9 protein-coding genes are annotated in these 23865 nt (G+C 69.8%); 5 read left to right on the top strand and 4 right to left on the bottom strand.

Annotated elements, in window-relative coordinates:
* Positions 1-46: 46 nt before the first annotated feature.
* Both Sco07f_RS23190 and Sco07f_RS23185 read right to left on the bottom strand, forming a co-directional pair.
* Entirely contained in the window at positions 47-2596 is a 2550-nt protein-coding gene (locus Sco07f_RS23190; RefSeq protein ID WP_108989060.1) for a GmrSD restriction endonuclease domain-containing protein, read from the bottom strand.
* Between the two features lie 240 nt (positions 2597-2836).
* On the bottom strand, positions 2837-3565 hold the full coding sequence (locus Sco07f_RS23185) for a ParB N-terminal domain-containing protein (protein WP_244942123.1): 729 nt from the start codon (positions 3563-3565) through the stop codon (positions 2837-2839).
* A gap of 282 nt (positions 3566-3847) precedes the next feature.
* Between Sco07f_RS23185 and Sco07f_RS23180 the strand changes: the two genes are divergently transcribed.
* Complete coding sequence (locus tag Sco07f_RS23180) at positions 3848-9616, top strand: PDDEXK-like endonuclease domain-containing protein (RefSeq protein WP_244942122.1); 5769 nt, start codon at positions 3848-3850, stop codon at positions 9614-9616.
* 105 nt (positions 9617-9721) lie between these two features.
* Here the strand turns inward: Sco07f_RS23180 and Sco07f_RS23175 are convergent, their stop codons facing one another.
* Positions 9722-11893: a UvrD-helicase domain-containing protein gene (locus Sco07f_RS23175; protein WP_108989059.1), complete on the bottom strand. Its 2172-nt coding sequence runs from the start codon at positions 11891-11893 to the stop codon at positions 9722-9724.
* Between the two features lie 186 nt (positions 11894-12079).
* Between Sco07f_RS23175 and drmA the strand changes: the two genes are divergently transcribed.
* Genes drmA through drmC form a run of 3 tightly spaced genes read left to right on the top strand, consistent with a single transcriptional unit; the run spans position 12080 to position 18575 of the window.
* Positions 12080-15922, top strand: coding sequence for a DISARM system helicase DrmA (gene drmA, locus Sco07f_RS23170; protein WP_174855402.1), 3843 nt, complete (start codon positions 12080-12082; stop codon positions 15920-15922).
* Complete coding sequence (drmB, locus tag Sco07f_RS23165; protein WP_108989058.1) at positions 15919-17814, top strand: DUF1998 domain-containing protein; 1896 nt, start codon at positions 15919-15921, stop codon at positions 17812-17814. Before drmA ends, drmB begins: the two co-directional genes overlap by 4 nt.
* Complete coding sequence (gene drmC / locus Sco07f_RS23160; RefSeq protein WP_108989057.1) at positions 17811-18575, top strand: DISARM system phospholipase D-like protein DrmC; 765 nt, start codon at positions 17811-17813, stop codon at positions 18573-18575. The genes drmB and drmC overlap by 4 nt, the downstream gene beginning before the upstream one ends.
* A 73-nt stretch (positions 18576-18648) precedes the next feature.
* Here the strand turns inward: drmC and Sco07f_RS23155 are convergent, their stop codons facing one another.
* Positions 18649-21651, bottom strand: coding sequence for a carbohydrate binding domain-containing protein (locus Sco07f_RS23155; RefSeq protein ID WP_108989056.1), 3003 nt, complete (start codon positions 21649-21651; stop codon positions 18649-18651).
* Between the two features lie 317 nt (positions 21652-21968).
* Here Sco07f_RS23155 and Sco07f_RS23150 point away from each other — a divergent pair, with 317 nt between their 5' ends.
* Positions 21969-23693 (top strand): carbohydrate-binding module family 20 domain-containing protein, encoded by a 1725-nt coding sequence (locus Sco07f_RS23150; protein ID WP_108989055.1) that lies wholly within the window; start codon positions 21969-21971, stop codon positions 23691-23693.
* Positions 23694-23865 lie beyond the last annotated feature (172 nt).

Below are 23865 nucleotides of genomic sequence, written 5' to 3'. Positions count from 1 at the left end.
CAGCACGTGCGGGGATACTTCCCTCATATGTGAGGGGCCGCTCAGTTCAGTCCCGCTGTGCCAGATCCAGCGCCGCCGTATGCACGAACCAGTCCAACACCCCGCAGATCTCCTCCCCGTGCTCCGAGAACACCCGCACCGGGAAGGACGGACGCAGTTCCAGCTTCGCCTCGGGCAGGTCGATACCGTCGATCTTGTTGAGGCGGTTCAGCAGTTCACGGCGCTGTTCCGTGTCGTCGAAGGGACTGCGGTCCTTGAGGTACTGGAAGACGACTTCGACCGTTCCGCTCACCGGGTAGATCGCCACGGGCCAGATCAGATGGGGACGGCGACTGGTGCCGGCGTCGAGCATCGGGAAACAACTCGTCTCCTCGTGGCGGCCGTAGTTGACGTAACCGCCCTGGAGACGCCAGAAGTCGAGTGCACCCAGGACCCCGGCCGACGCCGCCGACCAGTGTTCCTGCAACTGCGAGCGGAAGCGCTCGGCCGCCGCCGTGTCTTCTCCGTCCGGGAGCGGGTCGTGCGATGCGGGTTGTGCCACGTCCTTACCGAGCAGGGTGGCCAGCTCTGCGGCGGTCAAGCGCTGCGATGGGTTGGCACGGCCCGACGGGTCGAACGTCACCCCTTCACTCGTCAGCAGTCCTTGCGGCGGCTGCCGGTCACTGCCGTCCGCCCACCGGAAGGCCGGAGAGATCTTGCCGTCCGCGGTGAGAACGCGATACGCCCCCAGCACCGTCGGGTTGGAGCCCAGGTAGGAGCCGACGGGCATCGGATGGCTGCCGATCAGCTCGGCGACATCGCCGTACGTCGTCCATGCCCCGCTCGGCATCGCCACCAGAGCGGCCCGGAGTTCGGCCCAGCCGGGCCACTCCTCGCCGGTCGGCTTGACACCGCCGACGGGACCGGGCCAGAGGCGCACCGCCCGCTCCGTCAGACGGTCGGCGCGGGCCAGGATCTCGGCCTTGCCCCACCGCTGCGTCGAGGCGATCTCCTGGTTCATGCGCAGAGCACTTGAGTCGAGGATCTGCTGCTTACGCTCGAACGGGCTGTTGGACAGCTTGGCGTTGTCTCCGGTGAGGGTGAGATTGCCGAGCGTGTGGACCAGCAGGTCGTGCAGCTCCTGCGGTGTCTGGTTCGGTTCGGTCTCGTCGGTGAGCAGATCGAACCAGGCCGAGGTCGGCCGCTGCGGAAGGACGTGCTCCACGCTGAGGGACGCCTTCACGAAGTCGATCGGCTCGCTCGAATCGTAGCTCTCCTCCAATCGGCGCAGAATGTAACTCCGCTGCGGAGGACGGCCACTCCAGTAGAACGGCTTGCTGCGGATCGCATCGCGCAGCTCCTCGTCGCTCGGCCAGCGGCGGCGCCTGCCGGACAGGAACCGCCGGACCGCCTCGGCGGCGGGACGGTCGGTCTCCAGCTCCCTCGGCGCTTCCATGAAGATGCGGTTGAGGCCGGTGGTCGACGTCTGACAGATGAGCCGTCGTACCAGATAGGACTCGACGTACCGCAGCGCCTCCGCCGCGTCCTCGGGTGTAGTGGTTCCACCGTCGACGAGGTCCAGCAGGTGTAGGGCCAGGGGGTAGTGGGTCTGGCCGCCCCATGAGGCAAGGCGCTCCAGTACGGCGCGCAGCGCGGACGACTGTTCACGCCGGGGCTCGATGATGCGAAGGAACCGCCTTCCCCGCTCGGCCAGTTGTACGATCTCGCGCTGCAGCGCGTCCTCGTTCCCGGCCAGCGGCTGAAGCCGTTTCTGCTGTTCCCGGTAGATTTCGCTCTGCTTGGTCTTGTGGTGGCCCCGCACCACCAGATCCAGCCAGACGAGGAGTTCGAGATTCTTGGGACCGAGGCTCTGCTGCATGGGCAGCCACAGCTCCTGGTAGACCCGTTCGCCCCGCTTGGGCAGCAGCATGAACACGTAGTTGCGCAGCAGGTCGCTCTGGCTGAGCCCGACGCCTGTGTTGTTGATCGATTCGAAGATCCGGTAGACGTTGTCGCCAGGCTCCGCGGTGATCTCCACGATCGACAGCAGGTCTTTGAGAACGGTCTCGACCGTCGCGATCCACTGGTTGTCGCCGGCAGCCTCCTGCCCCTCGGCGAGCGCACCGAGAAAGAACCGGTAAGCGGCTCCGATGTTGTCGCTGCCACCGGCTTCCGCCCTGGATTGGACGCAAGCCGTATACGCCTCGCGGTCGGCTTGAGTCGGCAGCAGCCGGTAATGATCGACGCCCTCATGGAACTCGTTCACCAGTATCTGGCGGTGCACCCTGTCCACCCCGCGTGAATCCCCCGTTCCCTTGAGGTGGTCGCGCAGCGCGGTGAACGCCAGCATCAGTGTTGTCAGCCGCTGCTGGCCGTCCACGACCAGCCACCGTTGTACACCGCCGGCCTGAATCTGGCCGGGAGCGAGTACCACGGAGCCCAGAAAGTGCGGGGCACTGGTCTCACCCGACAGATGCTGGTCGACGAGCTCGCCGATGTCCTCCCACAGTCGCTTCAGCTGCTCTCTGCCCCAGCTGTACGTCCGCTGATACAGGGGTACTTGAAACTGCTTGTCCCCCTGGACAAGCTTGAGGAAGGTGATCTCCTGCGCGCGCATGCGCTTCCTTTCCCTGTCGGCTGGGTGCAACCTGACGGCTTGTCCGGCGATCCAAGTCACCGTGACGACGGTCACTCAATCTATACAGTGAACTGAGTCAATGGGGTGAGGTTGTGGCCTTTACGGCTACTGGGGCGCCTCATGCGTGAGAACTGCTGCCGCCTGCTTGGAGATTCGAGGCATCGTCTCGTTGGGGGACCGACGCAGCAGCTTGATCGACCGGCCCTCGGCCCACGCGTTTCAGGCCTTGAGGTAGTAGAGCAGGTGCTCGCGTGAGTCGTCGCGGCGACGGTGCGACGTGCCCGTGGCGAGATTGAGCATCGTGTTGCGCAAGGTGAGGCGGGGGTCGCCCGGCTCCAGACGTGCGCCGGTCACGATGCCCTCCTTCCAGGCGCTTTGATCGATGTCGGGTCGTGCCTCGCTGGTCACGTACCAGCCGATGGTCGCCGCCGTGACGGTGATGCGGCACGCGCGGTTGAGTGCGACGCCGTGCTGAAGGGCGTCACGGATGCCGGGGTGCTTGTCGAGCATGGTCAGGAGCTGGTCGTTGCTGGTCACCGACGATCCGCCGCTCCAGGACGAGTTGGGTGCGTTCAGGTAGAGGTGCAGGCCGCGCAGGGCCGCCGCCAGGTGCGTGGCGTTGGCCTCGCCCGCGAGCGCGAGCGCGTCCCGGCCGGTGCGCTTGCGGCCCGTGTCCATCACTGTGAACGCGGTGCGCGGGACGCCGCGGGTGACGGTCAGGGGGACGGCGATCCCCGCTTTGGCGATCGCCGCGAGGCGGTGCTGGCCGTCGATGAGTACGCCGTCCTCGTCGAAGGCGATGCCCTGGTGTGTCAACTGCCACTCACCGCGCTGGATGCGGCCCGCCAGCTGTTGTACTGCCGCCTTGCTGAGCGGTCGGTTGCTGGTGTTGCGGGTGAGCCACTCCGTCGCGAGCTCAGGACTGACGTGGAGCACTTCCATCTGCATGGCGCATGGCCTTTCTACGGGGTCTGCCCGGAGCTGTGCGAGTGATGCCACATCATAATGACGCACAGCTGTGAACAGAGTCAACATGCGTAGTTCCTTGTGTCGGCGATTTCGATGCGGTGTCATGGGGTGCAGTGAGGATCGGAGGCCTGCTGCTACTCTCAGCCCGTGTGCTCAGTTCACACTTGAGGCGTTGCGCTGGGGGAGGCGCACTCGGGTGGGCCGGGGCAGGACGACATCAAGCGGCCACGCAGGTGGCTCCGGACAGCAGTGGGGTGGCGCGTGAGTCAGCGTGAGTACGACCTGGGTGGCGAGATGCAGCCGGTTGGGACCGTCTACCGGTACGACGACGGGTTGGACGTGCGCGTGGAGGACGTGGTGCCGTACGAGCTGGTCGATCCCGAGGGCTCCGACGGCTACCGCCAGGGCGACGACCTGGTCCGGTGCACGCTCTGCCTGAGCAACGACACGGCCCACTCCATCGACGTCGACGGCATCACGCTGCTCGTGCGTAGCGGGCCTTACGGGAAGACGGCACGGCAGGTACAGGACTACCGGACCGAGCTGCTCGACGACGAACTCGAAGGCACCCTCCGCAAGGGCCGCCGCGCGTCCGCGACGTGGGCCTACAGCATCCCGGCGGGAACCGCCGCGGAGCTGGACATCGAGGTGCGGTTCCCGTACGACCACCAGCGCGAGAGCGTCACCTTCACCACGGCGAGGGCCACCGTGCCCGCACCCGCACGGGCGGGACTGGTTCCGGACCAGGCACCGCTGTTCGGTGAACAGCAGCCGTCCCTCTTCGGCGGCGCCGACGAGGAGGGCCACGGAACGGCCCGTACCGTGCTCGGGGCCGTACCGGAACAGCCCACGAGGCCGGACCCCCGCCTGGCCACGCCCCTCGTGACGCCGCCGGCCGGGTCCACCCCCCGCCCCCAGGACCTGTCCTCCGACGAGCTCGACGCCACCCGCGTCCGTCAGATCTTCCGGTTCCTCGCCGAGGCAGAGGAGTCGAAGACACGGCCCGTCCGCACGCTCGACGGTGCCGCCGGCACCGTCTGGTTCGAGGAGCTGCCGGACGCTCCGGAAGTCGCCGTAATGCTCGACGGTGCCCTAGGCACCGACATCCCGGCCTGGCTGACCCTGGACCGCCCCGAACGCGAGGACGCCCCGCACCCCAAGCCGCTGCTCGCGCCCTGGATCGACGAGACCCGCATCCGGGACTTCAAGCAGACGCGCGCCCCGCACCTGCGCCGCAGGATCGAGCCCGAATTCCCCGACTGGTCCCAGGGCATCCCCCTCGACAAGACGTACCACGAGCTCGACGACCATCCGAAGCGGGAGAAGATCGAGAAGCAGTACGCCGCCTGGGAACAGGAATGGCTGGCCTGGGCCGAGCGACGGCGTGCCATCGACCCCGTCGTCAAGCTGTACGACCGGCTGCACAAGATGCACGAGGACGCCGCCAACCTCGGCGAGGCCTACGAACTCGTCCTCGGGCTCGGCCGGCTCACCTGGCAGACGGGCGCCGGCCAGCGCGTGGAACGCCATCTCCTCACCCACCGTGCCACCCTCCAGCTCGACCCGGCCACCGGCACCCTCACCGCCGCCCCCGACCCGACCGGCACCGGGCTGGAACTGGAAGAGGGCATGCTGGAAGGCGCCCAGCACGTGCCCGGCGCGGTGCGCGAGCAGATCGTCGGCACGTTGGACGGTGCCTCCGACGTCACCGATCCCACGCAACTCGACGCCGTACACACCGCTCTGCGCAGCTGGATCAACGCGGCACACAGTGCAGGCAGTTACGCCCCGTCCGTGGAACGCGCCCGGCCGCGCACGCTCGACGTGCCCCAGGTGGGACTCACCCCCGCGCTCGTCCTGCGGGAGCGCAACCGCCGCTCGACGATGGACGCCCTCAAGGCCATCGCGCGGCAGATCGACGCAGGTACGCCTCCCACCGAGCTGCTCGGCTACATCGCGGGTCGCGACGGGGCGCTGACCGCCGCCGACCTCGCGGCGGCCGAGGACGCCGGCGCGGACACCGTCACCGGCGAGATGTACTTCGCGCTGCCAGCCAACGAGGAGCAGCGCACCATCGCCGAACGGCTGCGTGCCAACCGGCTCGTCGTGGTGCAGGGCCCGCCCGGCACCGGCAAGACGCACACCATCGCCAACCTGGTCACGGACCTGCTCGCCCAGGGCAAGCGGGTTCTCATCACCAGCCACACCCCGCGTGCCCTGCGCGTCCTGCGGGACAAGCTGCCCGAGAGCATCCGCGACCTGTGCGTGAGCCGCACCGAGGACGGAGCGGCCGCCCAGCGGGAGCTCGAGGCGTCCGTGCAGAGGATCCTCAGCGAGTACGCCGGTTACGACCCCAAGGCGTCGCGGAGCGAGATCCGTGCGCTCCAGGCACGGCTGGTCGCGGCCCGCTCGGCCCAGCAGGCCATGCTGCGCGACCTCGGCGTACTGCGGGAGCAGGAGACGCACCGCTTCGACGCGGAGATCGGTGACTACACCGGCAGCCTCCAGGAGATCGCCGAGCGCCTCACGGCCGAGAAGGAGCGGTACGACTGGCTCGGGCAGGTTCCCCAGGAACAGCCCTCCCTCACGGCCGACGACACACTGAGGCTGCTGCACACCACGCGTGCCTTCACGCCGCACCACCGAGCCCTCGCGGCCGAGGTGCCCGGCCCCTCCGAACTGCCCGGTCCGGGTGACTTCGAAGAAGCCGTCACGGTCGTGCGCTGCGCGAACGAGGCCCACGAGGCGGTACGGCAGGACCCGCTGAGCCGGCAGTACGACGAGGCCGTCCGGGGTCTGTGCGAGGCCGAACAGCAGCGGCTGACGACGGCTCTCGACACGTTCTCCGCCGCCAGGGCCCGTGCCGCCTCCCTCGCGGCCGCCGCCGGCGAATGGGCCGGGGCACTCCTGGGAGAGGTGACGGCCGGACAGGACTGGCAGACACGCAGCCGGCACGCCGCCGTCACCGACGCCCTCGCGGCCCTCGACGCCTCGCTCGCCGTGCTGGGGTCGGCGATGGTCAGCGGTCTGGAGCAGTACGACCCGGCCACCGCGCTCGGCCGGGCCACCACCCTGCACGACGGCCTCGTCCAGGGACAGAAGCTGCGCGGACCGCTCGGTACCCGCTCGAAGCTCGCCAAGACCGTCGGCACCTTCGTGCAGGCCGTGCGGGTCGACGGGCGGTCCCCCGAGGACGCCGCCACCGCCGGGGTCCTGGTCGCCCGTATTCAGCTCGAACTGCGCCTGGCCCAGGTGGAGTCGGAGTGGGGCGCCCCCGTCGGCGCCTGGCAGGGACACGGTGCTCGCCTGGCCCGGCTGCGACAGGACGCCGAGGTACTGGAGGCACTGCTCGCCGTCGCCGTCGCCCGCACCGACGTACTCACCGCCGCCGCCACCTCCCCCGAACTCGCCGTCGCCACCTGGCACGACGCACCCGTCGAGAACGCCGTACGCGCCCTGCTGCGCGCGGCGACCACGCTGCGCGCAGCAGGACGGTCCCGCAGGGTGATCGCGGACACCGAGGAACTGCTGCGCGCGTGGAGCGACCGGCCCGGCGTGGCACCCGCCGTCACCCGCGCGCTCGACGCCGTGCGCGCCCAGGACCCGAAAGGCTACCGGGAGTTCAGCGACGAGATCGCCGAGGTGCGTGAGGCCGCCCGGCTGCGGGCCGAGCAGCACGCCGCGCTCGCCCGCGTGCGCGAGGCGTTCCCGTCCCTCGCCGAGCGTGTCACCGACACCCCGGAGGACACCGCGTGGGACGTCCGGTTGCCGCGGCTCGTCGAGACCTGGGCCTGGTCCGCGTGGCGTGAGCGGATGGAGCGGCTGACCGACCCGGAGGCCGAGCGCGGCCTGCGCCGGCGCCTGACGGAGGCCGACGACGAGGTGCGCATCATGCTCGCCCGGCTCGCCGCCGCCCGTGCCTGGCACCGCTGCCTCGGACTGCTCACCGGCGACCAGTCCCGCGCCCTCAGCGCCTACCAGCAGGCCGCCCGCCGCATCAGGGGCAAGTACCAGCACCGCTACCGGCGCGACGCCCAGGCGGCACTACGCAAGGCCCAGACGGCGGTGCCGGCCTGGATCATGCCGTTGCACCAGGTGGCGGAGACCGTGCCCATGGACCGGCCCGGCACGTTCGACGTCGTCATCGTCGACGAGGCCAGCCAGTCGGGCCTGGAGGCCATGCTGCTGAGCTGGCTCGCCGACCGGATGGTCGTCGTCGGCGACAGCAAGCAGGTCAGTCCGTCCAACGTCGGCCTCAAGCAGGACGAGTACTTCCACCTGCGGGACCGGCTGCTCACCGCCCTCGAACCGGACGTGCGCAGCCTCTTCGGTCCGGAGTCCAGCCTTTTCGACCTCACCGAGGCGTTGTCCGCGGGCCGCGGCACCCTCATGCTCAAGGAGCACTTCCGGTGCATGCCGGAGATCATCTCCTTCTCCAACGACCTGTGCTACAACGGCCGGCTCCAGCCTCTGCGGCAGTACGGCGCCGACCGGCTGCCTCCGGTCCGCACGGTGTACGTCGAGGACGGCGAAGCCGTCGGCGGCAACGACCGGCTGGTCAACGCTGCGGAGGCCGAAGCCCTCGTAGAGACGGTCGTGCGCTGCTGCGCCGACCCCGCGTACGGGGGAAAGACCATGGGGGTCATCAGCCTCCGCGGCGCCAAGGGGCACCTGACGGAACTGGAGAACCTGCTCGCCGAACGCCTCGACTACGAGCAGCGTGCGGAGCGGCGCATTCGGGTCGGCGACGCCGAGGACTTCCAGGGCGACGAGCGGAACGTCATGTTCGTCTCCTGCGCCAACTCGGCCACCACCGCCGCCGGGACCGTACCGGGCGGCTTCAACGGCAAGACGTACGAGCAGCGGCTCAACGTGGCCGCGTCCCGCGCCCAGGACCAGGTGTGGGTGTTCCACAGCGCCCGCCCGGAGCAGTTCCACGAGAACGACCTGCGCCGGCGGTGGCTCGATCACCTCACCCGGCCCGCGGAGGAGGACACCGCCGCGGTGGAGGGCGAGGTGCTGCCTGATGTCCGTCATGAGGCGTTCGACAGCCTGTTCCAGCAGAAGGTGTACCTGGAACTGACGGCCCGCGGCCACCGGGTGCGCCCCGGCTACCGGGTGGGCCGCCACACCATCGACCTGGTCGTCGAGGGCGGCACCCGCAGACTGGCGGTCGCCTGCGACGGCGACGCCTTCGCCGACGGCGAGGACGCGTCCACCGCCGCCGCCCGCCAGCGGGACCTGGAACGCGTCGACTGGACCTTCGTCCGGATCCGGGGCAGTCGTTTCCACCTCGACCGCGAGCAGGCGCTCGCCCCGCTCTGGGCGGAACTGGAACGGCTGGGCATCCAGCCGCCGACCGAACAGCCGGGAGTTTCCGGCTCCCCTGCGGAAGGGCCGGATTCCCAGGTGCCGTCGGTCGACGGCCGCGAGGAGGACGACGGAGCGGGGGAGGCGCGAGAAGGCGAGCGCTCGCAGGACCCGAACCCGGCGCCCGACGTCACGCCCGGCCCGGCGTCCGACGTCACGCCCGGCCCGTCGTCCGGCCCGGCGCTGCCGGCCGCCGGGAACTCCCTCCCCGTCCAGGACATCCCCGCCGCCGCGTTCCACCGGCTGGTGCGCGAGATGCAGGAGTTGCAGGCCGCCATCGACGCGCCCGACGAGACCCCGGTGGACGTTGACGCGGCCAACCTCGTCTTCCTCAGGAAGACCCAGGCCGACCAGCGGGAGCGCCGTACGAAGCGGCTCGGCTTCCTGCGGAGCTTCCTCGACGCCGTGCACGTCGGCCGGGAGGAGGAGATGCCGAAGGCGGTGTTCCCCGGTGCGCTGCTCGTCCTCGAATTCGACGGACAGGTCGACGAAGCGGCCCTGTACACCATCGCCGAGTTGTCCACCGAGGACGCGGACGTCATCTCCCCGTCGTCCCCGTTGGGGCACGCGTTGCTGTGGCAGCCGACGGGCCGGGAGATCTCGTACGACGCTTCCCAGGACCGGTCCCACTCGGTCGTGGTCCGGGAGATCCGGGTCTGACACCGCCCGCAGGGCCAGCACGCACGCGCACGCACGGGCACCTGCGGCGACAGCCTCGGTGCCCCGGACCCGGAACAGGGCCCGAGGCACCGAGGCACGCATGTCTCAACCGGTGACTGGATCCAGCATGCGGCTGCGCTCACCGCTCCACGAGACCGCGAGCGCGTCGCGGGCACGCGTGCACGCCACGAACAGCAGGCAGTGCTCGGCCAGCAGATCCGACTGGTGTTGGACGGGATCGGCCTCGGCCGGTGTCACCTGCGGTGCGAACGGCAGCACACTGGACGTCACGCCCACCACGGCCACGCATCGGAACTCCAGCCCCTTCATCGCGTGCATGGTGGCCACCCGCACACCGGACACGTCCGGCCCGGGATTGTCCTTCACCGCCACCGCCGGGACGCGCTCCCGGCGCAGCCGTGCGACAACCGCGTCGACCAGGGTGTTGAACCGGGCGCACACCGCCACCTCGGACGGCTTGACCCCGTCCTCTTCGATCCAGGTGCGCACCTGCTGCACCAGCGCCCGCAGTTCCTCGTCCTGGCTGCCGTATCCGCGCGCCGCCGGGGTGCGGCCGTGCAGCTGGGACCGGTAACCGCGCAGGGAGTCCTGGCCGCCGTCCTCGTCGTCGTCCTCGCCGAGCCGGCCGACCGGCTGACCGTCGAGCAGAGACGCCGACCAGCGCAGAATCTCCTCTGTACTGCGGTAGTTGAGGCGGAGCCGGGAGGTGCGTCCCCGGACGTTGATGCCCAGTGAGCGCAGCGAGACGCGGGAGTCGTAGATGCGCTGATGGGGGTCGCCGACCAGGAACATGTCGTCGGCCTGGACGGCGACGCAGGCCCGCAGCACGCGCCACTGCGCCGGATGCAGGTCCTGCGCCTCGTCCACGACGACATGGCGGTAGCGCGGTGCTCCTTCGGCGAGGACGCGTGCCGCCTGGTCGCACAGCTGCGTGTACGTCGCCGAGTCGCGCGAGGCGAGGTCCGCCGTGAACCGTTCCATCACCCGCCACAGCCGGGCCCGTTGCACCCGCCCGACCTGGGTGCCGCGGCCCCGCCGTACACAGCGCAGGTACTCCTCGGGTGTGCGCAGGCCCTGCGCCAGGACGACGTTGCGGAACTCCTGGGACAGGAACTGCTCTGTCCAGGGCAGTTCCTCGCGTGCGACGGCGCGGGTCCAGGCGCTCTTCTCGGCGGCGGCCGACAGAGGCTTCGGGGAACCGCCCTTCGCCTCACGGATCGCCCGCGCGGCGAGAGAGTCCACCGTCGTGACGTCGACGCGCTCCAGCAGGTGCGCGTCCGCGTCGCCGAGCAGCAGCGCGAGGCTGTCCCGCAGGGCAGCCGCCATGGCGTTGGTGAACGTGGTCAGCAGGATCCGGTCGCCCTCGCGGCCGGTGCGCAGCAGATGGCGTACGCGGTGCAGGGCGACGACCGTCTTGCCGGTGCCCGGGCCGCCGGTGACCTGGGCGGGACCGTTGAAACCGGGGTGGTAGGCGTAGCGGCGCTGCGCGGGGTGGAGGAAGATGCGCCAGCGGGTGAGGTCCTCGGTGAGGATGCGCTCCAGCTCGCCGGGGCCCGTCACCTCCACGATGCGGTTGGGCGTGTTGAGGATCGCCTCGCTGAGCGTGACCGCCGGCCGGTCCTCGGCCGTGCGCACGGTCTGCCCGCGCGGGGCGATCAGCTGCTCCCACACGTCCTCGGGGGAGTGGCCGTCGGCCAGGAACCACAGTGCCTCGTACTGGTCGCCGGGCATCATGGGCGGCGCCATGACGGTCAGGTCGTCGACCGTGACACAGACGCGGGCCAGTCGCAGCACCTGGTCGTCGATGCCGAGATCGCGCAGTACGGTGTCGGAGTGCGCTTGGAAGAGGCGGGTGGGGGTGGTGTCCGCCTTGGTTTCGAAGTAGGTCTCCATCTGTTCGAGGGCCTCGACGTTGCGCACCTCCAGGCCGCCGGTGGCGCCGTTGACGGAGTAGGCGCGTCTGCACGCCCAGTTGATCGCCTCGTCGTGCGGGGCGACCCGAAGGAGCGTGAACAGATCACTGCCGTCGTCGGGTGCCAGGAGGACACCGCGGTAGAACTTGGTGATGCGGATGGTGCGGATCCGGGGGTCGCGTGCCCGCTCCAGCTTCTCCAGGTGCAGTCCCTTGCTCGCGTGGAGCTGGGGGACGGTCAGGCTCCCGAACATCTGGATCGCGTCGCTGACTTCCTTCTGGACCGGTCTCTGCAGTGAGACGAGGTCCACGACGAAGTCGTCGGACAGAGCGAGTCGGGGCATCGGCATCCTCGGTGACGGGTGGGCGGGCGGGCGACGGTCGGGACCAGCCTAGAGACTCCGGCCGGTCGAAGCGACAGAGTGTCCGGTACGCGTTGTGTGAACTGAGTCAACGGTCTAGTCTTCGTGTGCTGTCCCACGTAGGATTTCCCTCCTGCTCCATCGGATTCGTCCGGAAGGACCCACCGCATGCCGGCCCAGCCTGCCCAGGCCGCTGTACCGCACCCGCTCGACGAAGTGCCCCAGACTTTCCGTGCCGGGGACTCCTACGAGGTGCGGGACGGACTCGTGACCTACGTCCGCCGCGATCTGCTGGGCCCCTGGGACGGAGAGACCGAAACCCTGCCGAGCGCCTCCTCCGGGCCGCGCGACCGGTATCTCGTGGGCATGCTCGGTCCGCGGCCCCAGACCGGCACCGCCGACCGGATCGCCCTCGCCGCAGCCCAGAGCGCGGACGGGGAGTCGGGCGACGAGCAGGAGGGCGACGACACCGAGCTGCAGGAGCGGCTGACTCCGCAGGCCGCCGGCCACATCTGGGCCTCCTCCATGGGACTGTCTTTCACGGTCCCCGCCTCCGTCGGCACGCTCAGCGTCACCACCCGCTGGGGCCGCTACAGCCAGTCGGAAGAGGCCACCGACCGCGGCACGACCCGCACGGTCTGGTCGCGCGAGCCGGTCGAGTACCCGGTGGACATCGACGTGACGGGTGCGACGGACCACACCGTCGGGCTGGAAGGGGGAGAGGTCGTCCTCGACGTACAGGTGCGCCGGCACACCGGCCGGGCCGGCACCGAGGACCTCAGAGTCGTCGAACTGGCCCTGGTGAACCGGCAGGAGGACAGCCGCGACGCCCGCGACGCCCGCTGGCTCTTCCAGACGGAGATCGACGTCACCGCCTTCCCGGACGACCAGGCGGCGGTCTTCTTCCCCGTCGACGACCCACTCGACCCCGCCAACCGCGGCAACGGCGCCGAGGACGCCGAGGAGCGCAGGCTCCGGCTCCTCTACCGCGACAGCCTCAGCCACGCCAAGGGCCGCAACGCCGCCGTGCACGCGCATGTGCGCGAGGGCGAACGCAACGCGCACCGCCTCACGACCACCTGGCTGCCGGAGTACGAGGTCCCGGCCACCACCGCCCCGACCGCGCAGGAACAGGACCTGCTCCGCGGGCTCGAACTCGGCATGGACGAACTCGCGGCCCTCGCGGTGCCCGCCCGCCGGACCGAACTGAGCGCCGCCCTCGCCCCGCTCGCCGACGGCTACGGCACCTGGCTCGGACAGCAGCGCGCGAAGGCCCGCTCGCTCCCCGACGACCTGCGCGCCTCGGCGGACGCCGCCATCGACCAGGCACTGGACATCTGCGACCGCATAACCCTCGGCATCGACCGGCTCGTGGCCGACGACACCGCGCTGAAGGCATTCCGGTTCGCCAACCGGGCCATGGGCCTCCAGCGCCGCAACACCGCGATCGCCGCGGCCCGCGCCGGACGCGAGGACGACCCCGCCTCCTACCAGGAGGCCTACGACCAGGTCCACGCGCAGGGCAAGCAGGCCGCCAGCTGGCGGCCCTTCCAGCTCGCCTTCGTCCTGCTGAACCTCGACTCCCTCAGCAGGCCCGGGCACCCCCACCGCGGCACCGGTCGCGAGGCACTCGTCGACCTGTTGTTCTTCCCGACCGGTGGTGGCAAGACCGAGGCCTATCTCGGCCTTGCCGCATACACGTTCGCGCTGCGGCGCCTGCAGGGCACGATCGGCTCCGGCGCTGAGGCGCGCAGCGGTGAAGCGGGCGTCGGCGTGCTCATGCGCTACACCCTGCGCCTGCTGACCGCCCAGCAGTTCCAGCGTGCCGCCGCCCTGGTCAGTGCCTGCGAAGTGCTGCGCCGCGAGGAGTCCGCTCAGGACGTCCGCTGGGGCGTCACCCCGTTCCGCATCGGTCTGTGGGTGGGAACCTCCGTCTCGCCCAACTGGTTCGGCGAGGCCAAGGACCAGATCGCCGAGGCCCGGGAGAGCGCGAGCGACAAGCACGCCCGCGTCCTCCAGGTCCTCACCTGCCCGTGGTGCGGAACCGGACTGACCGCCCGCTCCCACATGGAGTACGACGAAGGGCGGCGCCGCGTCCTGCTGTACTGCCCGCGCGGGGAGGGGGAGGACCGCTGTCCCTTCTCCCGGCGTGAATCTCCGGGCGAGGGCATCCCGGTGCTCACGGTCGACGAGGAGATCTACCGGCTCGCCCCGTCCCTGCTGATCGCCACCGTGGACAAGTTCGCCCAGCTGCCCTGGAACGGCTATGCCGGTCTGCTGTTCGGCAGGGTCACGGAGCTGTGCCCGCGCCACGGCTACCGCCACGACGACCTCGACGTCAAGACCGGCTGCGGCAGCCGCCACAACGCCAGGGGCGACCTGCCCGGTGTCACCGTACAGCCGGTGACGCGCCTGCGTCCCCCGGACCTGATCATCCAGGACGAGCTGCACCTGATCTCCGGCGCCCTCGGCACCACCGTCGGCCTCTTCGAGTCCGCCGTCGACCAGCTGTGCACCTGGAGCGTCACCGACGCCCAGGGGCGACGGCACGAGACCGGAGCCAAGATCGTCGCTTCCACCGCGACCACCAAACGGGCCGCCGACCAGGTGCTGGGCGTCTTCGGGCGCAAGGTCGCCGTCTTCCCGCCGCAGGTCCTCGACGTCGGGGACACGTTCTTCTCCCGGCAGGTCGAACTGACCCGCGCGAACCCGGGCCGGCGGTACCTGGGCGTGTGTGCGCACGGCACCCGCCTCAAGGCTGCTGAGATCCGGGTCGCCGAGATCCTGCTGCTGGCCGGACAGCAGCTCTTCGACGACTACGGCAAGCCCGCCGACCCGTACATGACCCTGGTCGGCTACTTCAACGCGACCCGTGAACTCGCGGGCATGCGGCGCTACATGGACGACGACATCACGACCCGGGTGCGCTCCAACGGCAGTCGACGGGGCCGGAACACACTGGCCGACCGCATCGTGAGCCGCACCGGCATGCTCGGCATCCAGGAACTGACCTCACGCATCTCCTCCTCCGACATCGGCGCCGCACTCAAACGCCTGGAGACCGAATTCGACCCCGAGCGGGACACCTCCGAGCGGCGCCGCGCCTTCCTGCGGGAGTACGCGGTCGCCGCGAAGGAGAAACGGGAGCCCCGGGCCGCCATGACGCCACTCGCCCGGCAGGCGGTGGACGCCGTCCTCGCCACCTCCATGCTCCAAGTCGGCGTCGACGTCTCCCGGTTCGGCCTGATGCTGGTGGTCGGTCAACCCAAGAACACCGCCGAATACATCCAGGCGTCCTCACGAGTCGGCCGCGACGCCTCCCGTCCCGGTCTCGTCGTCACCCTCTACAACTGGTCCCGTCCCCGAGACCTCGCCCACTACGAGGACTTCGAGCACTACCACGCCACTTTCTACCGTCAGGTCGAGGCACTCTCCGTCACCCCGTTCACCCGCCGGGCCCTCGACCGGGGCGTCGCCGCCACCTACGTGGCGGCCCTGCGTCAGGCGGCGCACGACACCTCGCGCAACCTCGACGCTCATCAGGTGGATCTCGACGGGCCCGTGGCCAGGGACGTGGAACGCCGGCTGCTGGAACGCGCGGAACGGGTGGGTGGGGACCTCTCCCGCCAGTACCTGAGCGAACGGCTGGACCGGCTGAAGGACGAGTGGCGCCGCAAGCGGGACGAGAACAGCGCGGCTCTGGGCTACCGCAAGGAGAAGCACAAGACCACCGTCGTGAACGGGCTGCTCCGACGGGCGGACGGATCCCGCTGGACCGAACTGACCGTCGGCATGTCGATGCGCGAGACGGAGAACGAGATCAACCTTCTGCTGCCCGGCGGCGGCGCCTTCCTCGAAGACCCCTCGGGCGGTGGCCCGGACTGGAACTTCGCAGCGGCCGGCACGGACGTGGGCACCGACGTCGAGACCGAACGCGACCCTGCGGCCACCGTGGACAGCGACGAGTACGGACCCACCACCGCGGACACGCCCAGGAAGGGACAGCGATGACCACTCGGAGCAACCGCAGGGTCGGCGCCGTCCGCCCCAGCCACCTCATGTTCACCGCCGGGGTCGGCTCCCTCGTCGATCTGCCCAACTTCTCCGTCCTCGTCAGGGGACTCGACGCCTGGAGCTACTCCGGCACCACCGACTACGACATCGACGAGCCCCGGCTGCGCGCCGCCGTCAACCGCTCGCTCCAGCGCTACGGGCGCGGACAGATCGAGCAGTTGCGCGCCGCCCCCTGGCTGGAGGGCGCGGACACGGACCCCAGGGGCTGGGCCGCGCAGGGAGTCGGAGTGCCCGCCGCACCGTTCCCGCAGTGGCTGCGCTGCACCGCCTGCAACATCCTCGCCGCCATCGACTCCGACGAGTTCACCTTCCTCAACGCCAACCCGCGGGCGCCCCACGAGGCCAAGTTCGTCCACGACTGCAAGCGGGGCAAGCCCCCGCTCGCCGTGGCCGCCCGCTTCACCCTCGTGTGCACGGCAGGCCACCTCGACGAGTTCCCGTACACCCCGTACGTCCACCACGGGCAGACCTGCGGCAAGATCCCCAGGCCCAAGCTGCGCATGAAGGACCACGGCGGCAACCAGGCCGCCAACGTCACCATCGAATGCGTCGCCTGCGGCGCCAAGCGCAACATCCGCGAGGCCATGGGCGAACGCGGGCGCCGCCACCTGCCTCACTGCCGCGGCCGCCATCCTCACCTGGGCACCTACGCACCGAACGGCTGTGACCAGAACTCGGTGCTGATGGTCGCGGGCGCCTCCAACCAGTGGTTCCCGCTCACCCTCAGCGCGCTCGCGCTGCCCAAGGGACAAGGGGGCGACATCGACAAACTGCTCGACGACCACTGGCCGGAGCTCGAGAAGGTGGAGGACCGCAGCGAACTTGCCTTCATGGCGCGGCTGCCCCAGTTCGGATTCCTCAAGGAGTTCGACGCCGACGCCGTCTTCGCGGCGGTCGCGGCCCGCAAGCAGGGGACCGAGGGACCGGCCCCTTCCGCCCCCGACATTCAGGCCGACCTCTTCCGTCCCGAGTGGGACGCCCTGTCCGGTCCGGTTCCCCCGCCCAGCGACGACTTCGCCCTCAGGCCCGTCTCCGTCCAGGCCCCGCTGGGCGATCTCTTCTCGGACGTCCGCCAGGTCGAGCGGCTGCGCGAGGCGCGCGCCCTGATCGGCTTCACCCGGCTCGACGCCCCCGATCCCGAGTCACCGGAGATCGCCACCCGCGTCGACCTGTCGCGGGGCACGCAGAACTGGGTACCGGCCAGCGAAGTCCGCGGGGAGGGGATCTTCCTGCGGGTGCGGGACGACCTCATGGCCGAGTGGGCGGCGCACATGGAGAAGTCGCCGCAGATGGAGGCGCACCGGGAGGCCTACGGCCGGTTTCGCACCAACCGGAAGTCGGACCGCAAGACAAGTGACTTCGACCCCTTCCACGGTTGGCCCGGCGCTCGCTACATCGCCCTGCACACCCTTTCCCACCTGCTGATCCGCACCATCGCCCTCGAATGCGGCTACAGCTCGGCCTCCCTGGCCGAACGGATCTACGCCGGAGACGAACAGAACCCGCGGACGGGGATCCTTATCTACACCTCCGTCCCGGACTCGGAGGGCACCCTCGGTGGTCTGGTCTCCCTGGCCGAGGAACGCGAGTTCGGCCGAATCGTCCGCCGGGCCCTGGCTGACGCCGGGCACTGTTCCGCCGACCCGCTCTGCTCGGAACGCCTGCCCCACGACCCGGGCGACTACCTCCACGGGGCGGCCTGCCACGTCTGCCTCTTCGTCTCCGAAACCACCTGCGAGCGTGCCAACCGGTTCCTCGACCGCCGTTTCCTCGTCCCCCTGTCCGGGGACAAGGAGCAGATACTGACACCGGTCGGCCTGCTGCCGTGAGCCGGCGCGAGTTCGAGGCCGCCGCGGAGTCCGCCGTCACCGTCCTCGGCCTGTCCCGGAGCAAGGACCTCGCCGGGCTGCTCGCCCGGCGAGTCCGCAAGGAACGGGCCCTGGCCGAACTCGCCGCACCGAGGGCCGCCGAGGCCGTGGCGCAGTTGTACGACGCGCTGGAGGGAGACTCGGTGCCGCTCACCGAGGCGGCCGCCTACGTGCGGGGCTACGTGGCGGCCATGCTGCGTGCCCGGGACAGGGTGCGGGTCCGCACCGTGTGGAGCGGCCCCTCCACGCCGGGCGTACCGGTGCGGGCGACCGCCCAGGTGCTGGTCGACGTCATCGACGCGGCCCATGACGAACTGCTGGCCATGACCTACGCCGCCCGCCCCTATCCGGCGCTGACACGGGCCCTCACGGCGGCTGCGGAACGGGGCGTGCGGATCCACGTCGTGGTCGAGACGCTGTCCGGCGCGAAGGGACTCCTCGCAGGCCGGGAACCCGCCGAGGCGTTCGCGTCCGTTCCCGGACTGAGCATTTGGCACTGGGCCCGTAACCCGGACGGCCACCCTCACTCGCGCCAGCACGCCAAGCTCGCGGTGGCCGACCGCCGTACGCTGTTCCTGGGCAGCGCCAATCTGACCGAGTCCGCAGTCCACCGCAACATCGAGGCGGGCGTGCTGGTGAACGGGGGCGAAGCGCCACGCCGGGCGGCCGAACACATCGTCGAACTGCAACGTCTGGGCGAGCTGAAGCCGTTGCGGCCATGAGTGACCGTGCAGCGTGACGTGTGGGGCCGACGGTGATCCCCGTCGGCCCCACACGTCGGCGCCTTCCGCCCGCCTACTTCAGGTACGGTCCGTCCGCCCCGATCTTCCCGGCACCGTTCAGGACATACACCCGCAGGTTGCCCTTGCCCGGCGCGGCGACGGTGAGCCGGCCGTCGGTGACGGTCCTGGTGTCTCCGGTGACCGCGTCCCGGTAGGTGCCGTTGGGGATGCCGCCGTAGGTGGCGCCGCCCGAGACGGTGACGAGGGCGAAGCTGTCCGTACCGCCGTCGGTGTAGCGGCGCTTGAAGGCCATGTCGCCGGTGATGCCCTCCGTGGAGTACTGGCCCATCTGGAGGGCGGGGACGGCCCGGCGGATCTGGTTGAGCCGCTGTACGTGCTTGACCAGGGGCTGCTCCAGCGTCGTGGCGATGGCGCCGGAGGCCGACTCCACCCGGGAGAAGCCGGACACCTTGATGTCACCTGCGAGATGGTCGCCGTAGTAGGCGCGGCCCGTCGTCGCGAGGGGGCAGGAGGGGCCGCAGTCGATCTTCTTGCCCTTTTGGAACTCGATCTCCGAGCCGTAGTAGAGGGTCGGGATGCCGCGGAAGGTCCACATCAGGGACATGTTCTCGGCCCAGGCGTCGGTGCCGCCCGTGTAGCGCTCGCTGCTCTTGTTCGGGCCGTAGTCGTGGCTGTCGACGTAGACGACGTTGTACGTGGCGTCGTTGTAGCTGTCGTCGGAGTCCTTGCCGTTGTGGAAGGCGTTGCTCGCGTCACCGAAGTTCATGTGCATGCGCATGTCGATGACGTTCATGCCGGAGAAGCGGCTGTGGTCGGGGGCGTGGTAGCTGTTGCCCTCCAGGAAGGCGTTGGCCGACGTGGGCTGGTTGCCCGTGCCCTGCTGCTGCTCGTACTCGTACATCTCTAGGGCCGCCTTCGCGTCGTCGGCGCTGTACTCCTTGCGCTCCTTCCACGTGTAGAACTGCGCCGAGTGGTTGACCGAGCCGCGGTTCCACTTGTCGTTGACGAAGGCGGCGACCTCGCCGAAGACGAAGAAGTTCTTCGCGGCCTCGGCGCCGTGCTGCTGGGTCACGCGTTCCTCGATCGCGGGCAGGAAACGGCGGTTCCAGGTCGTGCGCGGGATGTGCACGGCCGTGTCGACGCGGAAGCCGTCGACGCCCATGTCGATGTACTTGTTGTAGGCGCCGATGAGGTAGTTCTGCACCTGCGGGTTCTCGGTGTTGAAGTCGGCGAGGTCCTCGTGCAGCCAGCAGGAACGGGAGTCCTCGCCCTCCCAGTTGCCGATCCAGCAGTTGTGGTAGAGCGCCTTGGGGAACATGCCGGACGTCGGGCTCGGCCACTGGCAGTTGTAGAGGGTGTAGCCCTCGGGGCTCTTGGCGCCGGTGGGTCTGCCCCAGTTCACGCAGGTGTTGCCGGTCGGCTCGGCGGTGGACCACAGGTCGCCGTTGTAGTACGACTTGCCGCTCTTGGGTTCGACGGTCAGGCCGTCGTACTCGAACCCGGGCTGCTTCTCGTCGTAGTACCAGCTCCACTGGGAGTCGCGCACCCCGTAGACGGTCGGGGTGAACAGGCCCTTGGCACCCCAGCGGGAGGAGTGGTTGTAGACGACGTCCTGGTAGATCTTCATGCCCTTGGCGTGGGCGGCGTTGATGAGGTCCTGGTAGGAGGCTCCCGAGGACTCCAGGCGCGGGTCGACCTTGTAGAAGTCGTAGCCGTGGTAGCCGTGGTAGTCGTAGTCCGAGCGGTTGAGGACCACGGGGGTGATCCACACGGCGGAGAAGCCGAGGCCCTTGATGTAGTCGAGCTTGTTCACCAGGCCCTTGAAGTCGCCCCGGAACATGGGGTCGTCGTTCGCCGCGTTGCCCGACTTCTCGTGCTGGCTGCCGCCGCGGTTGTTGGTGGCGTCGCCGTCGTTGAAACGGGCGGTGAGGACGAAGTAGATCGGGTCCTTTCGTGGGTCGGTGGCCAGTGGCTTGCCCGCGGCGGGCGTCGCCGGCTTTGTGCCGGTGGTGGCGATCGCTGCGGCCGAGGCCGCGGAGACGTTGCCCGCCGCGTCCACCGCCCTGACGGTGTAGGTGTAGGTGGTCCTCTCCTCGAGGCCGGTGTCGGAGAAGACGGTGGAGCCGACGTCGCTCACGACCTCGCCCCCGGTGCCGCCGCCCCGGGTCACCTGGTACCGGGTGACGCCCGTGTCGTCGGTGGACGGCTCCCATGTCAGTACGACGGACACACCGTCGGCCTGTGCCTCCACCCCGGCGGGCGCGGTCGGCGCCTGCGTGTCGGGCGCTTCCTCGGCGCACGGGTCGTCGGCGTCGGCGGTGACCGTGTTGTCGGCGACGGTGGTGACGCCGGCGGGCAGGGTGTAGTCGGCGCCCTTGTTGTTGTCCCACACTCCGTTGCCGTTGTTGAAGGCGGCCCTCATCGAGCCGGCCGTGCCCAGGTCGACGTCCTTCTTCCACCAGCCGGCGCACGCGGCCCGCATGCCGACGCCCGGCACGGTGGTCCAGGAGCCACCCGAGGGCTGGTAGTGGATGTTGGCGGTGGCCCAGCCGAGGGTTCGGGTGGAGTAGTAGACGGTGGCCAGGTTGCCGTCCCCCGGCGCGGGACCGGGGTCCGTGTCACCGCCGCAGGGGTCGGAGTGCGCGATCACTCCGTCCTTGACCGTGACGGCACCGGTGCCGAGGGCGTAGTTCCTGCCCGCGTTGTTGTCCCAGGTGCCCGAGCCGTTGTTGAAGGTGGCCTGCAACCCCTCGGCGCTGCCCAGGGAGACCGTCTTCTTCACCCAGTCGGTGCACGCGCTCTCCATCGCCACGCCGGGGACCTCGGTCCAGGGGCCGCCGTCGGGCGCGTAGTGCAGGTGGTACCGGTCCCAGTTCTTCGTCTTCGTGTAGTAGAAGACGGTCGCCGTGTGGTCGGCCGTGGCAGCGGCGGGGACGGGAGTGGGCGAGGGCGCGGGTGGTGCGGTGGGCACCACCGCGAGGACGGCACCGGCGGCGAGGACCGAGGCCGACAGCCGTCCGGGCAACCGCGTGCGACTGCGTCTCGTGCGTCTCATACGTGTCTCCAGGGAGGCGGGCGGCGTGGCCGCGGGAGGTCGAACACCCAAGCCTTGAAAGAGAGAACGGAAAGTTGCACAAAGCTCTTACGCAGCCGGAAGCTACCCGTACGCGGCGGCTTCGTAAAGAGGTCGTGCTTCAACTTTCCGTGGTGCGGGAAGGGTTGACCTTCGTTGAACCCCGCCCTTACGGTCACGACCGCAACCCCTTGCAGGCTTCTGCTGCAACGCATTGCAAGCGGGTGCCGACTCCCCGGGCACCCGTCCGCACCATGCCCCCCCCCCCGAGACACCCGCCCCCTCACACGGGAGACTCCATGCACGGGAACACCAGTACAGCGCGAAGAGTCACCGCCACCGCGCTCGCCCTCACCGCCGGCGTGGCCGGCAGCCTCCTGGCCACCGCGGCGCCGGCCCAGGCGTCCCCACCCGGGGACGAGGACGTCACCGCGGTGATGTTCGAGTGGAAGTTCACCTCCGTCGCCCAGGCCTGCACCGACGTCCTCGGACCGGCCGGCTACGGCTTCGTCCAGGTCTCGCCGCCCCAGGAGCACATCCAGGGCGGACAGTGGTGGACCTCGTACCAGCCGGTGAGCTACAGGATCGCGGGACGCCTCGGTGACCGCGCCCAGTTCAAGAGCATGGTCGACGCATGTCACGCGGCCGGAGTGAAGGTCGTCGCCGACTCGGTCATCAACCACATGTCGGCCGGCAACGGCACCGGCACCGGCGGCTCGTCGTACACCAAGTACGACTACCCCGGCATCTACTCGTCGAGCGACCTCGACAACTGCACCTCGCAGATCAACAACTACGGCGACCGCTTCAACGTCCAGGAGTGCGAGCTGGTCGGCCTCGCGGACCTGGACACCGGCGAGGACTACGTACGCGGGAAGATCGCCGGCTACCTCAACGACCTGCTCTCCCTCGGCGTCGACGGCTTCCGCATCGACGCGGCCAAGCACATGGCCGCCGCCGACCTCGCCAACATCAAGTCCCGGCTCACCAACCCGAACGTGTACTGGAAGCACGAGGCGATCTACGGCGCCGGCGAGGCCGTCTCCCCGGCCGAGTACCTCGGCAGCGGCGACGTGCAGGAGTTCCGCTACGCACGCGACCTCAAGCGCGTCTTCAACAACGAGAACCTCGCCTACCTGAAGAACTTCGGCGAGGCATGGGGCTACCTGCCCTCGGACCAGGCCGCCGTCTTCGTCACCAACCACGACACCGAGCGCAACGGCGAGACGCTCACCTACAAGGACGGCGCCAACTACACCCTGGCGCACGTGTTCATGCTGGCCTGGCCGTACGGCAGTCCCGACGTCCACTCCGGGTACGAGTTCACCGACCACGACGCCGGGCCGCCCAACGGCGGTCAGGTGAACGCCTGTTACAGCGACGGCTGGAAGTGCCAGCACGCCTGGCGCGAGATCTCCTCCATGGTGGCGTTCCGCAACACCGCGCGCGGCCAGGCCGTGACCGACTGGTGGGACAACGGCGGCGACCGGATCGCCTTCGGACGCGGATCAAAGGCGTACGTCGCCATCAACCACGAGGGCACCTCACTGACCCGTACGTTCCAGACGTCGCTGCCCGCGGGGGACTACTGCGACGTCCAGTCGGGCAAGGGTGTCACGGTCGACGGGGCAGGCCGGTTCACCGCCACCCTGGGCGCCAACACGGCCGTGGCCCTACACGTGGGCGCCCGCACGTGCGACGGCGGAGGGGATCCCGGCGACCCCGACCCGGTGTCCTCCGGCGTGTCCTTCGCGGTCGACGCCACCACCAGCTGGGGCCAGAACATCTACGTGACCGGAAACCGGCCCGAGCTCGGCAACTGGAACCCGGCCGGCGCCCTCGAACTCGACCCGGCCGCCTACCCGGTGTGGAAGCGGGACGTGGAACTCCCGGAGGGCACCTCCTTCGAGTACAAGTACCTCCGCAAGGACGCGTCGGGCAACGTGACCTGGGAGAGCGGCGCCAACCGCACGGCCACCGTCAGCGACACCGGGACTGCCCTCAATGACACTTGGCGTGACTGACCGCTCCTGGTAGGGGAGTCGCGTGTGAGCAAACCGACACACGCGGGAAGACCGGGGTGGGCCGTTCGGGGGAAGGTAGCCTGTTCAAGGCTCGAACGGTCCACCGCGTGACCCGCGGTGAAGACCGCGGCGGCAGCCGTCCGCCCGGGCCGCCCGCACGCGACCTCTGAGA

This window comes from Streptomyces coelicoflavus, assembly GCF_003112555.1.
Taxonomy (GTDB): Bacteria; Actinomycetota; Actinomycetes; order Streptomycetales; family Streptomycetaceae; genus Streptomyces; species Streptomyces coelicoflavus.
The sequence above is the reverse complement of the archived record's forward strand: the minus strand, read 5'-3'. Positions and strand labels throughout refer to the sequence as shown.

What these genes read in the sequence shown, in the direction of transcription:
- Sco07f_RS23150 (WP_108989055.1), top strand. Translation starts at nt 21,969, where the DNA reads ATGCACGGGAACACCAGTACAGCGCGAAGAGTCACCGCCACCGCGCTC.
- Sco07f_RS23155 (WP_108989056.1), bottom strand. Translation starts at nt 21,651, where the DNA reads ATGAGACGCACGAGACGCAGTCGCACGCGGTTGCCCGGACGGCTGTCG.
- drmB (WP_108989058.1), top strand. Translation starts at nt 15,919, where the DNA reads ATGACCACTCGGAGCAACCGCAGGGTCGGCGCCGTCCGCCCCAGCCAC.
- Sco07f_RS23175 (WP_108989059.1), bottom strand. Translation starts at nt 11,893, where the DNA reads ATGCCCCGACTCGCTCTGTCCGACGACTTCGTCGTGGACCTCGTCTCA.
- Sco07f_RS23190 (WP_108989060.1), bottom strand. Translation starts at nt 2,596, where the DNA reads ATGCGCGCGCAGGAGATCACCTTCCTCAAGCTTGTCCAGGGGGACAAG.
- Sco07f_RS23185 (WP_244942123.1), bottom strand. Translation starts at nt 3,565, where the DNA reads ATGCAGATGGAAGTGCTCCACGTCAGTCCTGAGCTCGCGACGGAGTGG.
- drmA (WP_174855402.1), top strand. Translation starts at nt 12,080, where the DNA reads ATGCCGGCCCAGCCTGCCCAGGCCGCTGTACCGCACCCGCTCGACGAA.